Source organism: Promicromonospora xylanilytica (assembly GCF_054782895.1).
In genome coordinates, this window is sequence record NZ_BAAGRP010000074.1 from 196,472 (window position 1) to 212,291 (window position 15,820).

At 70.7% G+C, this 15,820-nt stretch carries 14 protein-coding genes; all 14 read left to right on the forward strand.

Annotation, left to right across the window (positions count from 1 at the left end):
* Nucleotides 1-44: 44 nt before the first annotated feature.
* The 14 genes from murG (at nucleotide 45) to ACYVK7_RS23845 (ending at nucleotide 15,798) form a co-directional block, all read left to right on the forward strand.
* Complete coding sequence (gene murG / locus ACYVK7_RS23780; RefSeq protein ID WP_460890281.1) at nucleotides 45-1,199, forward strand: undecaprenyldiphospho-muramoylpentapeptide beta-N-acetylglucosaminyltransferase; 1,155 nt, start codon at nucleotides 45-47, stop codon at nucleotides 1,197-1,199.
* Nucleotides 1,196-2,710: a UDP-N-acetylmuramate--L-alanine ligase gene (gene murC, locus ACYVK7_RS23785; protein WP_460890198.1), complete on the forward strand. Its 1,515-nt coding sequence runs from the start codon at nucleotides 1,196-1,198 to the stop codon at nucleotides 2,708-2,710. Before murG ends, murC begins: the two co-directional genes overlap by 4 nt.
* Nucleotides 2,710-3,783 carry a cell division protein FtsQ/DivIB gene (locus ACYVK7_RS23790; RefSeq protein WP_460890199.1) on the forward strand — a complete coding sequence of 358 codons (1,074 nt, stop codon included), beginning with the start codon at nucleotides 2,710-2,712 and terminating at the stop codon, nucleotides 3,781-3,783. Before murC ends, ACYVK7_RS23790 begins: the two co-directional genes overlap by 1 nt.
* 272 nt (nucleotides 3,784-4,055) lie before the next feature.
* On the forward strand, nucleotides 4,056-5,408 hold the full coding sequence (ftsZ, locus tag ACYVK7_RS23795) for a cell division protein FtsZ (RefSeq protein WP_460890200.1): 1,353 nt from the start codon (nucleotides 4,056-4,058) through the stop codon (nucleotides 5,406-5,408).
* A gap of 37 nt (nucleotides 5,409-5,445) precedes the next feature.
* Nucleotides 5,446-6,237, forward strand: coding sequence for a polyphenol oxidase family protein (locus ACYVK7_RS23800; protein WP_460890201.1), 792 nt, complete (start codon nucleotides 5,446-5,448; stop codon nucleotides 6,235-6,237).
* A gap of 270 nt (nucleotides 6,238-6,507) precedes the next feature.
* A complete protein-coding gene (locus ACYVK7_RS23805) occupies nucleotides 6,508-6,978 on the forward strand; it encodes a cell division protein SepF (protein WP_460890202.1) in 471 nt (156 codons plus the stop codon).
* Nucleotides 6,979-7,139: 161 nt separating this feature from the next.
* A complete protein-coding gene (locus tag ACYVK7_RS23810) occupies nucleotides 7,140-7,418 on the forward strand; it encodes a YggT family protein (RefSeq protein WP_460890203.1) in 279 nt (92 codons plus the stop codon).
* Nucleotides 7,419-7,683: 265 nt separating this feature from the next.
* Nucleotides 7,684-8,328 carry a DivIVA domain-containing protein gene (locus tag ACYVK7_RS23815; protein WP_460890204.1) on the forward strand — a complete coding sequence of 215 codons (645 nt, stop codon included), beginning with the start codon at nucleotides 7,684-7,686 and terminating at the stop codon, nucleotides 8,326-8,328.
* Between the two features lie 205 nt (nucleotides 8,329-8,533).
* Complete coding sequence (locus ACYVK7_RS23820; protein WP_460890205.1) at nucleotides 8,534-9,001, forward strand: TraR/DksA family transcriptional regulator; 468 nt, start codon at nucleotides 8,534-8,536, stop codon at nucleotides 8,999-9,001.
* 292 nt (nucleotides 9,002-9,293) lie between these two features.
* Nucleotides 9,294-9,827, forward strand: coding sequence for a hypothetical protein (locus tag ACYVK7_RS23825; protein ID WP_460890206.1), 534 nt, complete (start codon nucleotides 9,294-9,296; stop codon nucleotides 9,825-9,827).
* Nucleotides 9,828-10,050: 223 nt separating this feature from the next.
* Nucleotides 10,051-10,680 carry a signal peptidase II gene (locus tag ACYVK7_RS23830; protein ID WP_460890207.1) on the forward strand — a complete coding sequence of 210 codons (630 nt, stop codon included), beginning with the start codon at nucleotides 10,051-10,053 and terminating at the stop codon, nucleotides 10,678-10,680.
* Nucleotides 10,680-11,609 (forward strand): RluA family pseudouridine synthase, encoded by a 930-nt coding sequence (locus ACYVK7_RS23835; RefSeq protein WP_460890208.1) that lies wholly within the window; start codon nucleotides 10,680-10,682, stop codon nucleotides 11,607-11,609. The genes ACYVK7_RS23830 and ACYVK7_RS23835 overlap by 1 nt, the downstream gene beginning before the upstream one ends.
* A 95-nt stretch (nucleotides 11,610-11,704) precedes the next feature.
* Nucleotides 11,705-15,256, forward strand: coding sequence for a DNA polymerase III subunit alpha (gene dnaE, locus ACYVK7_RS23840; RefSeq protein WP_460890209.1), 3,552 nt, complete (start codon nucleotides 11,705-11,707; stop codon nucleotides 15,254-15,256).
* A complete protein-coding gene (locus tag ACYVK7_RS23845; protein WP_460890210.1) occupies nucleotides 15,253-15,798 on the forward strand; it encodes an NUDIX hydrolase in 546 nt (181 codons plus the stop codon). The genes dnaE and ACYVK7_RS23845 overlap by 4 nt, the downstream gene beginning before the upstream one ends.
* The last annotated feature ends 22 nt before the right edge of the window (nucleotides 15,799-15,820 follow it).

Genomic DNA, 15,820 nt, shown 5'->3' on the forward strand with positions numbered 1-15,820 from the left:
ACCGATCCGCCTGGGACGTACGTCCGGGCGACGACGAGAAGGTGATGATGAGCTCAGCAGTTGTGTCGGTGGTGCTCGCCGGTGGCGGTAGCGCTGGACACGTGAACCCCTTGCTCGCGGTGGCCGACGAGGTGCGGCGCCGGGAGCCCGGCGCGCGCGTGCTCGCGCTCGGCACCACGACCGGTCTGGAGGCCGAGCTCGTGCCCGCCCGTGGCTACGAGCTGCGGCCCGTGCCGCGGGTGCCGATGCCGCGCCGGCCCAGCCCCGAGCTGCTGCGCCTCCCGGGCCGGCTCGCGGCAGCGGTGCGCGTGGCGGAGGACGCGATCGACGAGATCGGTGCCGAGGCGGTGATCGGGTTCGGCGGGTACGTGGCCACCCCCGCGTACCTCGCGGCCAAGCGCAAGGGCGTGCCCATCGTGATCCACGAGCAGAACGCCCGGCCCGGGCTGGCCAACCGGCTCGGTGCCCGGTGGGCGGCCCGTGTGGGCCTCACGTTCGCCGGCACCCCGCTGCGGGGCGGTGTGCTCACGGGTCTCCCGCTGCGGCAGGCCATCGCTGCCCTCGTGCAGGAGCGGACGGCCGATGCGGCCGGTGTGCGGGCCCGCGCCGCCGCAGAGCTGGGTCTCGACCCGGCGCTGCCGACGCTCGTGGTCACGGGCGGCTCCCTCGGCGCCCTGAACCTGAACCGCGCGGTGTCGGGCGCCGCGCCGCAGATCCTCGCCGCGGGGGCCCAGGTGCTGCACCTGACGGGCAAGGGCAAGATCGACGAGGTGCGCGAGACGGTGGCGGCGGTGGACGGCCGGCGCTACCAGGTCCGCGAGTACCTCGAGCAGATGGAGCTCGCCTACGCGGTGGCCGACCTGGTGGTCAGCCGTGCCGGCGCGGGCTCGGTGGCCGAGCACGCCGCGCTCGGCATCCCCGCCGTCTACGTACCGCTGCCCATCGGGAACGGCGAGCAGCGGCTCAACGCGGTCCCGCTGGTCCAGGAGGGCGGTGGTCTGCTGGTGGACGACGCGGACGTCACGCCCGACTGGGTGGCCGGCAACGTTCCCACGCTGCTCGCGGACCGCGAGCGGCTCGGTGTCATGGCGAAGGCCGCACGGTCGGCCGGCACCAGCGACGGCGCGGCCCGCGTCGTCGATCTCGTCGAGCAAGCCGTACGGTCAGCAGGTACCGACACCACGGAGGTCAGGTCATGAGCACCACGGTCACGGATCAGATGACGGATCAGGTCGCACAGCTCGGACGCGTCCACATGATCGGCATAGGCGGGGCGGGCATGTCCGTCGTAGCCCGGCTGCTCGCCGGGCGGGGCGTGGCCGTGCAGGGCTCCGACGCCGCCGAGTCGGAGACGCTCGAGGCCCTGCGGGCCGAGGGCGTCAAGGTGTGGGTGGGCCACGATCCGGCTCACCTCGCGGGGGCGGACTCCGTGGTGATCTCCAGCGCCGTCCACGAGGACAACCCGGAGCTCGCCGCCGCACGGGCCCGCCGGCTGAACGTGCTGCACCGCTCCCAGGCGCTGGCCGCCCTCATGGAGGGGTCGCGCGGTGTCGCCGTCGCGGGCGCGCACGGCAAGACGACCACGTCGGCGATGATCGCGACCATCCTGCGCGAGGCGGGCCTCGACCCGTCGTACGCGATCGGCAGCACCGTGCGGACGGCCAACGGCTCGACCCCGGGCGGCCACCTCGGCGCGTCCGACGTGCTCGTGGCCGAGGCCGACGAGTCGGACGGCTCGTTCCTGAACTACACGCCGACCATCGCGGTGGTGACGAACGTCGAGGCGGACCACCTGGACCACTACGGCACCCAGGAGGCGTTCAACGGGGCGTTCATCCGGTTCGCGCGCCGCCTGGTCTCCGACGGCTGGCTCATCGCGTGCGCCGACGACGAGGGCTCGCTCTCCGTGGGGGCCACCATCTGCGCCACCGGCGGCCACGTCATCACCTACGGGACCAATGACACCGCACGCGTGCGGGTCACGGACATCTCGACCACGCCGGAGGGCACCACCGCCGTGCTCCGCGGCGATATCCTCGGCACCAACGAGCAGGTGGCCGACGGCGCCGGCGTGTCCGGCACGGTGCCGGGTATTCCCATGCGGCTCTCCGTCCCCGGCAAGCACAACGTGCTCAACGCGACCGCCGCCGTGATCGCCGCCGTGAAGCTGGGCGTGGAGCCCGAGCAGGCCGTCGCCGGCGTCGAGGCCTTCGTCGGCACGGGCCGCCGCTTCGAGGAGAAGGGGTTCGCCGACGGCGTGCGCGTGGTCGACGACTACGCCCACCACCCCACGGAGGTCCGGGCGGTCCTGACGGCGGCGCGCGAGATCGCCGACGGCGGCCGCGTGCTGGTCCTGTTCCAGCCGCACCTCTACTCCCGGACGAAGATCTTCGCCGACAAGTTCGCGCAGGAGCTCTCCGCGGCCGACGAGGTGGTGGTCACGGACGTCTACGGGGCGCGCGAGGAGCGGGACCCGTCGATCACCGCCGCCACGATCGTCGACCTGATGACCGACCACGGCGCCGCCTACGCGGTGCCGGACCGGCTGGACGCCGCGCACGCGATCGCCGACCTCGCCCGGCCCGGCGACGTGGTGCTCACGGTCGGCGCCGGTGACGTGACCCAGCTCGGTCCCGCCGTCCTGGCGCGCCTGACCAGCCGCGTGGCCACGGGGTCGGCGGCGACCTCCGCGGGGCTGGGCGAGGACTGATGCGACCGCCCGCGCGTCCTCGCGCCGCGGGCACGGCACGGCCGCGCCCAGCAGGCAAGGGCACGGCACAGCAGGGAGAGCAGGGCCAGGACGCCCCGGCGGCCCGGGGCGCCGCGGCGCAGGGTGTGCCGGGGCAAGGCGCTACGGCGCGGGGGTCCGCCACGCGGGCCTCCGCGCCGGCCCGGCCCGGCCGCCCGACCCCCGGTACGAGAATGCCGGCGCAGCGGCCCTCCGCCGCCGAGCCGGCCAGGCTGCCGTCGGCCCCGGCGCAGCGTTCCGCGAGCCGCCCCGGTGCCGGCCGTCCCGAGCCCTCGGGTGCTCGCGACGACGTGGTCTCGGACCAGCTGGCCGATCGGCTCGCGGAGCGGACGGCGATGGCCCGCTACCGCGTGTGGCGCCGCGTCGGCTGGACCGTCGCGGCGGTCGCGGTCGCCGCGGGGCTGGTGTGGGTGGCGTTCTTCTCGCCGTTGCTCGCGCTCGACCCGGACCAGGTGCGGGTGTCGGGGCAGGGTACGACCGTCGACGTCGGCCAGGTGCGGGAGGCGGTGACGGACGAGGCGGGCGTGCCGCTTCCCCGGATCGACACGGTGCGCCTGCGCGAGGAGATCCTCGGCATGAACGCGGTCAAGGACGTGGAGATCACGCGGGCCTGGCCGGACGGCCTCGCGGTGGCGCTCACGTCCCGCGAGCCGGTGGCCGCTGTGCCGCAGTCGGGCGACGTGTACGCGCTCATGGACGCGGAGGGCGTGCGAGTGGCCACCGTCGAGGAGGTTCCTGAGGGGCTGCCCTCGATCGTGGTCTCCCTCGCCGACGGCGACGCCGGCCACCGTGCCATGGACGCCGCCCTCGAGGTGCTCGGCGCCCTGCCGCCCCGGCTGACCTCGACCATCACGACGGTGAGCGCGGCGACGCAGGACGACGTGCGCACCACCCTGGCGGACGGACGGGTGATCCGGTGGGGGAGCGGGGCGCAGGTCGAGCTCAAGACCAAGGTGGCGCGGACGCTGCTGCGGGCGGAGCCGTCGGCGAGGACCATCGACGTGTCGTCGCCAGGACTTCCGGTCACGAACTGACCTTCCGGTCACGAACGGGCCGCGCACGTCCCGCCGGACCGATCGACCGCGTGGGCGCGCCGACCGCGCTCGTCAGGGCCGGGAATGACATCCTTGTGATTTCTCGGGTGCATCGTTGCGCGACACGCGCGACGATGTCTTCGACACACCACGACGGCGCACTTACCGTCGAACTCAGCAGCAACCTGACATAACTCTAACCCTCTACCTCAACCTGAGACTTTGGGAGGGACGAGAGTCGGGACTCGGGACCCGAATCGAAAGGCGACGACGTGGCAACTCCGCAGAACTACCTGGCAGTAATCAAGGTGGTCGGTATCGGCGGCGGTGGTGTGAACGCCGTCAACCGCATGATCGAGGTCGGCCTCAAGGGCGTCGAGTTCATCGCCATCAACACGGACGCACAGGCGCTCCTGATGTCGGACGCCGACGTGAAGCTCGACGTGGGCCGTGAGCTCACGCGCGGCCTCGGCGCCGGCGCGGACCCGGAGGTCGGAAAGAAGGCCGCAGAGGACCACGCCGAGGAGATCGAGGACGTCCTTCGTGGCGCCGACATGGTCTTCGTCACCGCGGGCGAGGGCGGCGGTACAGGAACGGGCGGCGCACCCGTCGTGGCGCGCATCGCGCGCTCGCTCGGCGCGCTGACGGTCGGGGTCGTGACCCGTCCGTTCACGTTCGAGGGCCGCCGGCGTGCGGTGCAGGCGGAGAGCGGCATCGAGAACCTGCGTGACGAGGTCGACACGCTGATCGTGATCCCGAACGACCGGCTCCTGTCGATGTCGGACCGGAACGTGTCGGCGATCGCGGCCTTCCACTCGGCCGACCAGGTCCTGCACTCCGGTGTCCAGGGCATCACGGACCTCATCACCACGCCCGGCCTCATCAACCTCGACTTCGCGGACGTGAAGTCGGTCATGCAGGGTGCGGGCTCTGCGCTCATGGGCATCGGTTCGGCCCGGGGCGAGGACCGCGCGGTGCAGGCCGCCGAGCTGGCGATCTCGTCGCCGCTGCTCGAGGCCTCGATCGACGGCGCGCACGGTGTGCTGCTCTCGATCCAGGGTGGGAGCGACCTCGGCCTGTTCGAGGTGCACGAGGCCGCGCGCCTGGTGCAGGAGGCCGCGCACCCGGAGGCGAACATCATCTTCGGTACGGTCATCGACGACGCTCTGGGCGACGAGGTGCGCGTCACGGTCATCGCGGCGGGCTTCGACGGAGGCCTGCCCAAGGAGCGCAAGGACAACCGCGCGCTCGGTCAGGTGGCCGGTGCGGTCGCCACGCCGAGCGCCGCGGCGACCCGGAGCCCGGCCACCGCGCCGGTCCCGCTGCCCGACGTGTCGGACGCGGCGCGCCGCGCACCCGAGCAGCACGGTGCGAACGGGATGCCGCCGTCGGTCCCGCCGGCGACGCAGCCCTCCCCGGTGTCGACGCTGCCCCGCGTGATCGACGACGAGGGGTCGGACGACGTGCCGCGCACGCTGGACGAGCCGGCCGTCGTCGTGCAGGGGTCGTTCAACCGGCAGGAGGTCTCGCGCGAGCAGGGCGAGCGCGTGGAGGTCCCGCCGCTGTACGACGAGAACCCGCGCCGGTCGTCGGAGGACCTGGACGTACCCGACTTCCTGAAGTGACCGCTTCCGGAGCCGGCTGCCCGGTACTCTCGCACCCGTGAGCGACACCCGGACTTCCGCAGACGTGCACCCCGTCGATCTTGGCGACGGGGTGCACGCCTTTTTCACGACCGGCGGGGGCGGCGTCTCGCCGGCCCCGTGGGCGACGGCGGGCGGCCCCGGCCTGAACCTGGGCCTGAACGTGTCCGACTCCGCCGAGCGAGTGGCGGTCAACCGGTCGTTGGCCGCCGAACGGCTCGGCGCGCCCGTGGCCTTCGCCACCCAGGTGCACGGCGACACGGTGCTCGACCTCGGTCCGGCCGAGCGGGCCCGGTGGGCCGCCGCGCGACCGCCCGCGACGGCGGGGGAGGCCGACGCGCTGGTCACCGCCGAGCGCGGGCTCGGTCTCGGCGTGCTGGTGGCCGACTGCGTGCCGGTCCTCCTGGCGGACCCGGTGGCCCGGGTGGTCGGCGTGGCCCACGCGGGTCGGAACGGCGTGCTCGCCGGTGTGGTGCACCGGGCGCTTGACCGGCTCGTCGCGCGGGGTGCCGACCCGGCCCGCGTGCGCGCGGCCGTGGGACCGGCGGTCTGCGGGCGGTGCTACGAGGTGCCGGCCGCGATGCGGGACGAGGTGGCGGCGGCCGTGCCGGAGACCTTCACGACCACACGCGAGGGCACACCGGGCCTCGACCTGCCCTCCGGGGTGGTCGCGCAGCTCGCCGCGCGCGGCGTCGCGGCGACGCGCGTCGAGCGCTGCACGCTCGAGGACCTGGACCTGTTCTCGCACCGCCGGGCCAGTGCGGCGGGTACCACAACCGGACGTCAAGCAGGCATCATCGCGCTCATTTGACCGCTGTGCACCCTGCTTCCCGGCCCTGCGACACGCCGGTGACACGTCTCTGACCTGCAAAATCACACGGATGTCGTTTTTAGCGAGCAATCGCTGAACAACTTTGGCAAAGTTGTTCGCGGCACGGCGTGTCGCACTTCCGGGTCGGATTGCGCCGAGCTACTTTTGTCAAGGCGACCTCGACGAGGGGTCAAGGTCGGGCCTGTTGGACGGGTCCGCTGGACACCGAGACAGAAGGACGCGCAGCAGGCGACGAACGGAGAAAGAGCGATGGCCGGAGCACTTCGTAAGACCATGCTGTATCTGGGCCTCGCCGACGATCAGGGCGAGCAGGAGTACCTCGACGAGTACGACGAGGGCCTGGAGGAAAACGTGGAGGACCACCGGCACGCGCAGGTCACGCCGCTGCACCGCGACGGGGTGCCCCGTGAGGCGCTGTCCTCCTCGGACCTGCGCCGCATCACGACGGTGCACCCGCGCTCCTACAACGATGCGCGGAACATCGGCGAGGCGTTCCGTTCCGGAACCCCCGTCATCATGAATCTCTCCGACATGGACGACGCCGACGCCAAGCGCCTGGTCGACTTCTCCGCCGGCCTGATCTTCGGTCTGCACGGCTCGATCGAGCGGGTGACCAACAAGGTCTTCCTGCTCTCGCCCGAGCACGTGGAGATCGCGGCCGAGGAGCAGGTCGCCACGGAGAAGCCGAACGGACGCGGCGGCTTCTACAACCAGAGCTGAGCCCGGTACGCGGGCATGACTGAGGGGCGGTCGCCACGGCGGCCGCCCCTCACGTATGTGCGGCTGCCGCGGTCGGTCCCCGGGCTGGTCACAGGACTCGCGCGGCGCGTAGCGCGGGCATCTCGCACGATGCCGAGCCGGGACAGGTTAGGTTGTCCCTTGTGATCTGGGACTTCATCGGCTTCGTGCTGTGGCTCTTCCTGCTGTTCCTCATCGGACGGCTCATCTTCGACTGGGTGCAGTTCTTTGCCCGGGACTGGCGGCCGCGTGGTGTGCTGCTCGTGATCGCCGAGGCGATCTACACCGTCACGGACCCGCCTCTCCGGTTCCTGCGCCGCCTCATCCCGCCCCTGCGGCTGGGTCAGGTGCAGCTCGACCTGGCGTTCATCGTCCTGTTCTTCGGCGTCTCGCTGCTCTCGTCGCTGGTTCGTCAGTTCTAGGGCGAGCCGCGCACGTGTTGAATCTGTGCTGGTTCGATGCGTGCCCGGTCGGCACGAGGCGGCGGTGCCCTTGGAAACGTTGACCGGCGCATGGATGCGGGCTGGGGTGACACGGCACACTCTGTGAGGAAATCGTGCCCGGGGGTGCTCCCGGTGTCCCACGCCGATGTCGTCCGCTACCGTGGGCTTCGGCGGAGTGCGCGCGGCTTGGCAGCGCCGACGTCCGTGTTCTGCGTTCCTACGTTCTAACTTTCGAGGTGACACGATGGCACTGCTTACTGCAGAGGACATCCTCAACAAGAAGTTCTCCGCGACGAAGTTCCGCGAGGGCTACGACGTCGAGGAGGTCGACGACTTCCTCGACGAGGTCGTGCGGACCCTGACCAACGTCCAGGAGGAGAACGAGGGCCTCCGGCAGAAGGTCGCCGCCGCGGAGCGGCGCATCGCCGAGCTCTCGCGCAGCGACGCCTCCGGCCCCGCTCGCGCCCAGGCCGCTCCGGTCGCCGCGCCGGTCATGCCGTCGGGCCCCGCCGCAGGCCTCAAGGGGAACGGCCCGGAGCCGGAGTCCGCGACCGGGATGCTCCAGCTGGCGCAGAAGCTGCACGACGACTACGTGCGCTCCGGCCAGGAGGAGGGCGACCGGCTCATCACGGAGGCCAAGACCGAGGGTGCCCGCATCGTGCGCGACGCCGAGGAGACCTCGCACCGCACGCTGTCCCAGCTCGAGCAGGAGCGTTCGCTCCTCGAGCGCAAGATCGACGAGCTGCGCGTCTTCGAGCGCGACTACCGCACGCGGCTGAAGAGCTTCCTGCAGAACCTGCTCGGCGACCTCGACGCGCGCGGCTCGGCGCTGCCGCCGCAGAACAACCAGCGCTCCGGCCGGCCGGCCGAGATGGCTCAGGGGATCTGACAGCGGTACTCACCGCAGTACTCACGGTTGTACTCGTCGTTCACGGCGACCGGGCGTCCCCACCTCACGCCCGGTCGCCGCGCGCGACACGCCAGGTCCACTCATGATGGGGGCACGCCATGTCGGCGTGCCCCGTTGTGCGTCCGGCCGCTTGTGCTTACGCTTCGTGGACTTGACCACCGGGGGCGACCGTGAAGGGGAACCCATGACCAAGATCTCGACTGCGACGCGAGCCGCGATCAAGCAAGAGTTCCCGAACCTGACACGTGACGTGAAGAAGTTCCCCGTCCGTGACGGTGAAGAACCCTGGACCGTGCGCGAGGCCGAAGAGCTCGCCGCGCTCCTTCTCGAGGAGAAGGAGCGGCTGGAACGCGAGCTGGAGTCGGCGGACCGCGAGCTGTCGGACCTGTTGCGGAACTCGGGCGACGGTGCCGGGGACGATCAGGCCGACTACGGCTCGAGCGCGCTGGAGCGCGAGCAGGAGCTCACGCTCGTCAACAACATGCGTGACCTCCTGGACCAGACGAACCATGCGCTCGATCGGATCCGGAAGGGCACCTACGCCACCTGCGAGCTCACCGACCTGCCGATCGGCAAGGCGCGGCTGCAGGCCTTCCCCCGAGCGACGCTGTCGGTCGAGGCCAAGGCGCGCGAGGAGCGTCGCGGGGCCTGATCCGGTCGGTACCGAACCCCGCGGCGCGAATGTCGTAACCCGATATCAACCCTGTGATGTCCGGGTTACGGGTATTCCTCTCGCATTGCCGTGGGGTTCGGTCCTGGAATGTCTGACTACCCTCCCTGTGCGGCAGGTCACGTTCCAATTGACAGGGTGAAAAACACCCCGGATGCTCGTCGAGGTGAATCACACTCGTGTGATTCATTGCTATTCCGACAGAGCAATTCGAGGGGGAGACACAATGATCCGAGGATTCCGTGCAACCTGCCGTGCAGGTGCAGCCGTGGTCATGTCGGCCGGTATGGTCGTCGCCGCGGCATCGGGTGCGAGCGCGATGGTTGCGGGCGACGCGCCCGAGCTGATCAGCGCACCCAGCGCCGGCAGCGCGACGGAGACGGTCGACGGCGCGGCCGCCGCGGCCGACGTGCTCGGCACCACCGCCCCGCTGGGTGTCGTCGGCGTCGACGGTGCGCTCGACGTCCTCGAGGGCTACGGCACCTCCGAGGTCCCCGCGGGCGTTGACGGCGCGATGGTCCCCGAGGACGTCGCGACCGCCGGTGAGGTCGTCGAGATCGAGGGCGACGGCAGCTTCAACGCGCTGAACGACGTCTGCGTCGCCCCCTGGTACTGGGAGGGCCCGGGCAACGTCGGCAGCACCGCCAACGTGACCGACTACCAGGCCTGCAACGACGGCGACTACGAGCTCGGTGGCGACGGTTCGGTCAACGTGCTGAACAACGTGTGTGTTGCTCCGTGGCACTGGGACGGTCCGCTGAACCTGTTCAACACGGGCAACGTCACGTCCTACGCGGCCTGCAACTGACGCAATCGTCAATTGACTGCCGTCGTGCGGTGACGCGAAGGTAGTGCTGCTTCAGGTGGGGCCCTTTCTCGCTCGTCGGGAAAGGGCCCCGCTCTTGTGCCCGCACGAATTTCTCTCCGGTCATGAATCGGCGCGGGTGAGCGGCGGCGCTTCGTGCGTGCTCCGCGCCCGGCTGCGGGGCGCGAGGCCCGATCGCCGTCCGCGGCATGGGAGACTTTGCCTGATGTCTACTCCCGCTGAATCCTCCGCCGTGGCCGGCGGCGAGACCGGTCCCGCAGCACTCACGCCCCCGCGGTCGCGCAGCCGTGCGCTCGTCGCCTGGACCGCGGCACTCGCGGCCGTCGTCCTGGCCGTCGACCAGCTGACCAAGTGGTGGGCCGAGTCCGCGCTGGTCGCGAACGCGCCGACCGACCCGCTGGTGGGCGACCTGCTCGGGCTCCGGCTGATCTACAACCCCGGCGCGGCGCTCTCGATCGCCTCGGGCTACACCTGGATCCTGACCATCGTCGTGACGGTCGTCGTGGTGTTCATCGTCCGGGCGATCGGTCGGCTCGGGTCCCGGGGCTGGGCAGTCGCGCTCGGCCTGCTGCTCGGCGGCGCGCTCGGTAACCTCGTGGACCGCCTGGTGCGGGAGCCCGGGTTCGCGCGCGGCCACGTCGTGGACTTCATCGACTACGCGGGCTTCTTCGTCGGCAACGTCGCTGACATCGCCGTGGTCTCGGCCGCCGTGCTGATCGGGCTCCTGTCGCTGCGTGGCATCGGTCTGGACGGCCGGCGGCACACGGACGACGAGCCGGACGGCAAGCGTGCCGAGGACGCGGAGCCGGACGGCGACCAGAGCGACCCCGCCTGATGGCGCTACGGACGCTGCCCGTCCCTGACGGGCTCGCCGGCGACCGGGTGGACGCGGCGCTCGCCCGCATGCTCGGCTTCTCCAGGACCCGGGCGGCCGAGCTCGCCGAGGCCGGGGCCGTGCGCCTGGACGGGCGCCAGGTGGGCAAGTCGGACCGGGTGCTCCCCGGCGGCTGGCTCGAGGTGGACATGCCGGAGGAGCGCCCCGCCGTCGAGGTGGTGGCCGAGCCCGTGCCCGGCATGGGCATCGTGTACGACGACGACGACCTGGTCGTGATCGACAAGCCGGTCGGGGTGGCGGCGCACCCCTCGCCCGGCTGGACCGGTCCCACGGTCGTGGGCGCGCTGGTCGCGGCGGGCTACCGGGTGTCGACGTCCGGCGCCGCGGAGCGCCAGGGCATCGTGCACCGGCTCGACGTGGGCACGTCCGGACTCATGGTCGTGGCCAAGTCGGAGCTGGCCTACACGGGTCTCAAGCGGGCGTTCAAGGAGCGGACCGTCGACAAGATCTACCACGCGCTCGCGCAGGGCCACCCCGACCCGACGTCCGGCACCATCGACGCGCCCATCGGCAGGCACCCGAGCTCGGACTGGAAGTTCGCGGTCACCGCTGACGGCAAGCCGTCGGTGACGCACTACGAGACGCTGGAGATGCTGTCGGCCGCCTCGCTGATCGAGGTGCACCTCGAGACGGGGCGCACCCACCAGATCAGGGTGCACCTCGCCGCGCTGCGCCACCCGCTCGTGGGCGACCTGACCTACGGCGCCGACCCCGTGCTCGCCTCCAAGGTGGGGCTGACCCGCCAGTGGCTGCACGCGCACCGGCTCGGTTTCGAGCACCCCACGACGGGGCGCCGGGTCGAGGTGGAGTCGGAGTATCCGGCGGACCTGGAGGCCGCGCTCGAGGTCGTGCGGGGCGCGTACAGGTAGCCCGTCCGCGCACGTGCTGAATGTCGCACGGCGAATCGCGGAACGCCGCCGGCAGGTGCCGTCGAGTGTCAGTGGTGAGTCATAGGATCGACGACATGCCCACCGCCACCGCTTCGAAGAGCGACGACTTCGTCCACCTCCACGTCCACACCGAGTTCTCGATGCTGGACGGCGCGGCGCGCATCGGCGACCTCATGGAGGAGGTCGCGCGGCAGGGGCAGAGCGCCATCGCGACGACCGACCACGGGTACCTGTTCGGCGCGCACGAGTTCTGGGCACAGGCGAAGAAGGCCGGTATCAAGCCGATCATCGGTGTCGAGGCGTACGTGACGCCGGGCACCAGCCGGTTCGACCAGACGCGGGTGCGGTACGGCGAGGCAGGCCAGGAGTCCGACGACGTCTCGGCGCGCGGCGCGTACACGCACATGACGCTGCTGAGCAAGAACAACACCGGGATGCACAACCTGTTCCGGGCGTCGTCGCTGGCCTCCCTGGAGGGCCAGATGGGCAAGTGGCCCCGTATGGACAGGGAGCTGCTGGAGAAGTACTCCGACGGGCTCATCGCCACGACCGGCTGCCCGTCGAGCGAGGTGCAGACCCGGCTGCGGCTCGGCCAGTGGGACGAGGCGGTGCGGCAGGCCGGCGAGCTGCAGGACATCTTCGGCAAAGAGAACTACTTCGTCGAGCTGATGGACCACGGCCTCGACATCGAGACCCGCGTGACCAAGCAGCTGATCGAGCTGAGCAAGACGATCGGCGCGCCGCTCGTGGCCACCAACGACCTGCACTACGTGCGGGAGGAGGACGCGACCAGCCAGGAGGCGCTGCTCGCGATCAACTCCGGGTCCACCCTGGACGACCCGAACCGGTTCCGGTTCGGCGGCACCGGCTACTACGTCAAGTCGGCCGCGCAGATGCGGCAGATCTTCAAGGAGCTGCCCGAGGCGTGCGACAACACGCTGCTCATCGCCGAGCAGTGCGAGGTCTCGTTCAACGACCAGGCCAACTACATGCCGCGCTTCCCTGTGCCCGAGGGGGAGGACGAGATCTCGTGGTTCGTCAAGGAGGTCGAGGCGGGCCTGCTGCGGCGGTACCCGAACGGGTACTCGGACGCGGTGCGCAAGCAGGCGGACTACGAGGTCGAGGTCATCATCCAGATGGGCTTCCCGGGGTACTTCCTCGTGGTCGCCGACTTCATCAACTGGTCCAAGCAGCAGGGCATCCGCGTGGGCCCGGGCCGTGGCTCGGCCGCCGGGTCGATGGTGTCCTACCTCATGGGCATCACCGAGCTGGACCCGCTGGTGCACGGCCTCATCTTCGAGCGCTTCCTCAACCCGGAGCGCGTCTCCATGCCCGACGTCGACGTGGACTTCGACGAGCGCCGGCGCGGTGAGGCCATCCGGTACGTCACGGAGAAGTACGGCGACGACCGGGTGGCGATGATCGTCACCTACGGCACCATCAAGGCCAAGCAGGCGGTCAAGGACTCGGCCCGGCTGCTCGGTTTCCCCTTCGCGATGGGGGAGAAGCTCACCAAGGCGATGCCGCCCGCCGTCATGGGCAAGGACATCCCGCTGTCGGGCATCTTCGACCCGAAGCACGAGCGGTACTCGGAGGCGTCGGAGTTCCGCCAGGTGCACGACACCGACCCCGAGGCCCAGCGCGTGGTCGAGCTCGCGCGCGGTATCGAGGGCCTGAAGCGGCAGTGGGGTGTGCACGCGGCCGGCGTCATCATGTCCAGCGACCCGCTGATCGACATCATCCCGATCATGAAGCGCCCGCAGGACGGCGCGGTGATCACGCAGTTCGACTACCCGACGTCCGAGGGCCTCGGCCTCATCAAGATGGACTTCCTGGGCCTGCGCAACCTCACGATCCTCGACGACGCGCTCGAGAACATCGTGATGAACGGCAAGGACCCGGTCGACATCGAGCACGTCGAGCTCGACGACAAGGCCACCTACGAGCTGCTCGCCAGCGGTAACACGCTCGGCGTGTTCCAGCTCGACGGCGGGGCCATGCGCTCCCTGCTGCGGCAGATGCGGCCCGACAACTTCGAGGACGTCTCCGCCGTCATCGCCCTGTACCGGCCCGGGCCGATGGGCATGAACTCGCACATCAACTACGCGCTGCGCAAGAACGGGCAGCAGAAGATCGAGGCGATCCACCCCGAGGTCGTCGAGCCGTTCGCGGAGATCCTGGACGAGACGTACGGCCTGATCGTCTACCAGGAGCAGGTCCAGCGTGCCGCCCAGATCATGGCCGGCTACTCGCTCGGCCAGGCCGACCTGCTGCGCCGCGCCATGGGCAAGAAGAAGCCCGAGGTGCTGGCCAAGGAGTTCGTCAACTTCGAGAAGGGCGCGAAGGAGAAGGGGTACAGCAACGCCGCGATCAAGGCGGTCTGGGACACGCTCGTCCCGTTCGCCGGCTACGCGTTCAACAAGGCGCACTCCGCGGGCTACGGCCTCGTCGCCTACTGGACCGCCTTCCTCAAGGCGAACTACCCCGCCGAGTACATGGCCGGCCTGCTGCAGTCGGTGGGCGACAACAAGGACAAGATGGCGCTCTACCTCAACGAGTGCCGTCGCATGGGCATCACCGTGCTGCCGCCGGACGTCAACGACTCCTCGGCCAAGTTCACCGCCGTCGGGGGAGACATCCGCTTCGGCCTCACCGGAGTGCGGAACGTGGGCCGCAACGTCGTGGACGCGATCGTGGCGGCCCGTGAGGAGAAGGGCGGCTACACGTCGTTCCAGGACTTCCTCGACAAGGTCCCCGCGCCGGTCTGCAACAAGCGCACCATCGAGTCGCTGATCAAGGCCGGCGCGTTCGACTCGCTCGGGCACACGCGGCGCTCGCTGCTCGTCGTGCACGAGCAGGCCGTCGACTCCGTGATCAGCGTCAAGCGCAAGGAGGCCGAGGGCCAGTTCGACCTGTTCGCGGACTTCGGTGGTGCGGGCGACGACGACGCGGGCATGGGCTTCTCCGTCGAGGTCCCGGACCTGCCGGACTGGGAGAAGAAGCAGAAGCTGCAGTTCGAGCGCGAGATGCTCGGGCTCTACGTGAGCGACCACCCGCTGTCCGGGTTGGAGCATGTGCTGCAGCGCGCCGCCGACACGTCCATCGCCTCGCTGATCGCCGACGAGCACCGGCCGGACAACTCCGTGGTGACCGTGGCGGGGCTGCTGACCTCGGTGCAGCGCAAGATGAGCAAGAACGGCAACCCGTGGGCCGCCGTGACCGTCGAGGACCTGGAGGGTGCCGTCGAGGTCATGTTCTTCGGTGAGACGTACCTCGCGTACTCGACGATGCTCGCGGAGGACCAGGTGGTGGTGCTGCGGGGCAAGGTGCGCCGCCGCGACGAGTCCATGCAGCTGCAGGCCATGGAGGTGGCCCTGCCGGACATCACGGTCGGGTCCGACTCGCCGCTGGCCGTGACGGTGCCGCACAGCCGGGCCGTCGAGCCGGTGATCGTGAAGTTGCGCGAGGTGCTCGCCACGCATCCCGGGTCGGCGGAGGTGCATGTCGTCGTGGCCGAGCCGGGCAAGAAGACCATGGTCCGAGCCTCCGACAGCCTCCGGGTGGAGAAGTCGCCCGCCCTGTTCGGCGACCTCAAGGCGCTGCTCGGGCAGGGCTGCCTCTCGTGACGAGCTCCCCGGGCGCGGACGCCGCGCGCGCACCGGAACCTCCCGCCGAGACGAGCCGCTACCGCGAGGGCGACCACGAACGGTTCGTTCTCGTGCCCGCCGCGTACCTCTACCTGCGTCGCGAGGGTCAGGTGCTGCTCCAGCTGCGGCAGGGCACCGGCTACCGCGACGGGTTCTGGGCGTGCGCGGCCGCCGGGCACGTGGAGGAGGGTGAGTCGGTGATCGACGCCGCCGTGCGGGAGGCCCGCGAGGAGCTCGGTGTGGTCGTCGCTCCCGAGGACGTCCGTCCGCTGACCGTGCTGCACCGGGGCGAACCGGGCGGGCCGGCGATCGAGCAGCGCGTGGACTTCATGTTCGAGGTGACCCGCTGGACCGGCACGCCGACCATCCAGGAGCCCGAGAAGGCCGCCGATCTGGCCTGGTTCCCGTTCGTCGCGCTGCCGCAGCCCCTCGTCCCCCACGAGGAGGTCGTGCTGCGCGCGGTGCACGACGCCGGGCGACACGGCACCGAGGTGCCGCGCATCCTGCCCCACGGGTTCTGACGCGCGGTGCCGCGACCCAGGT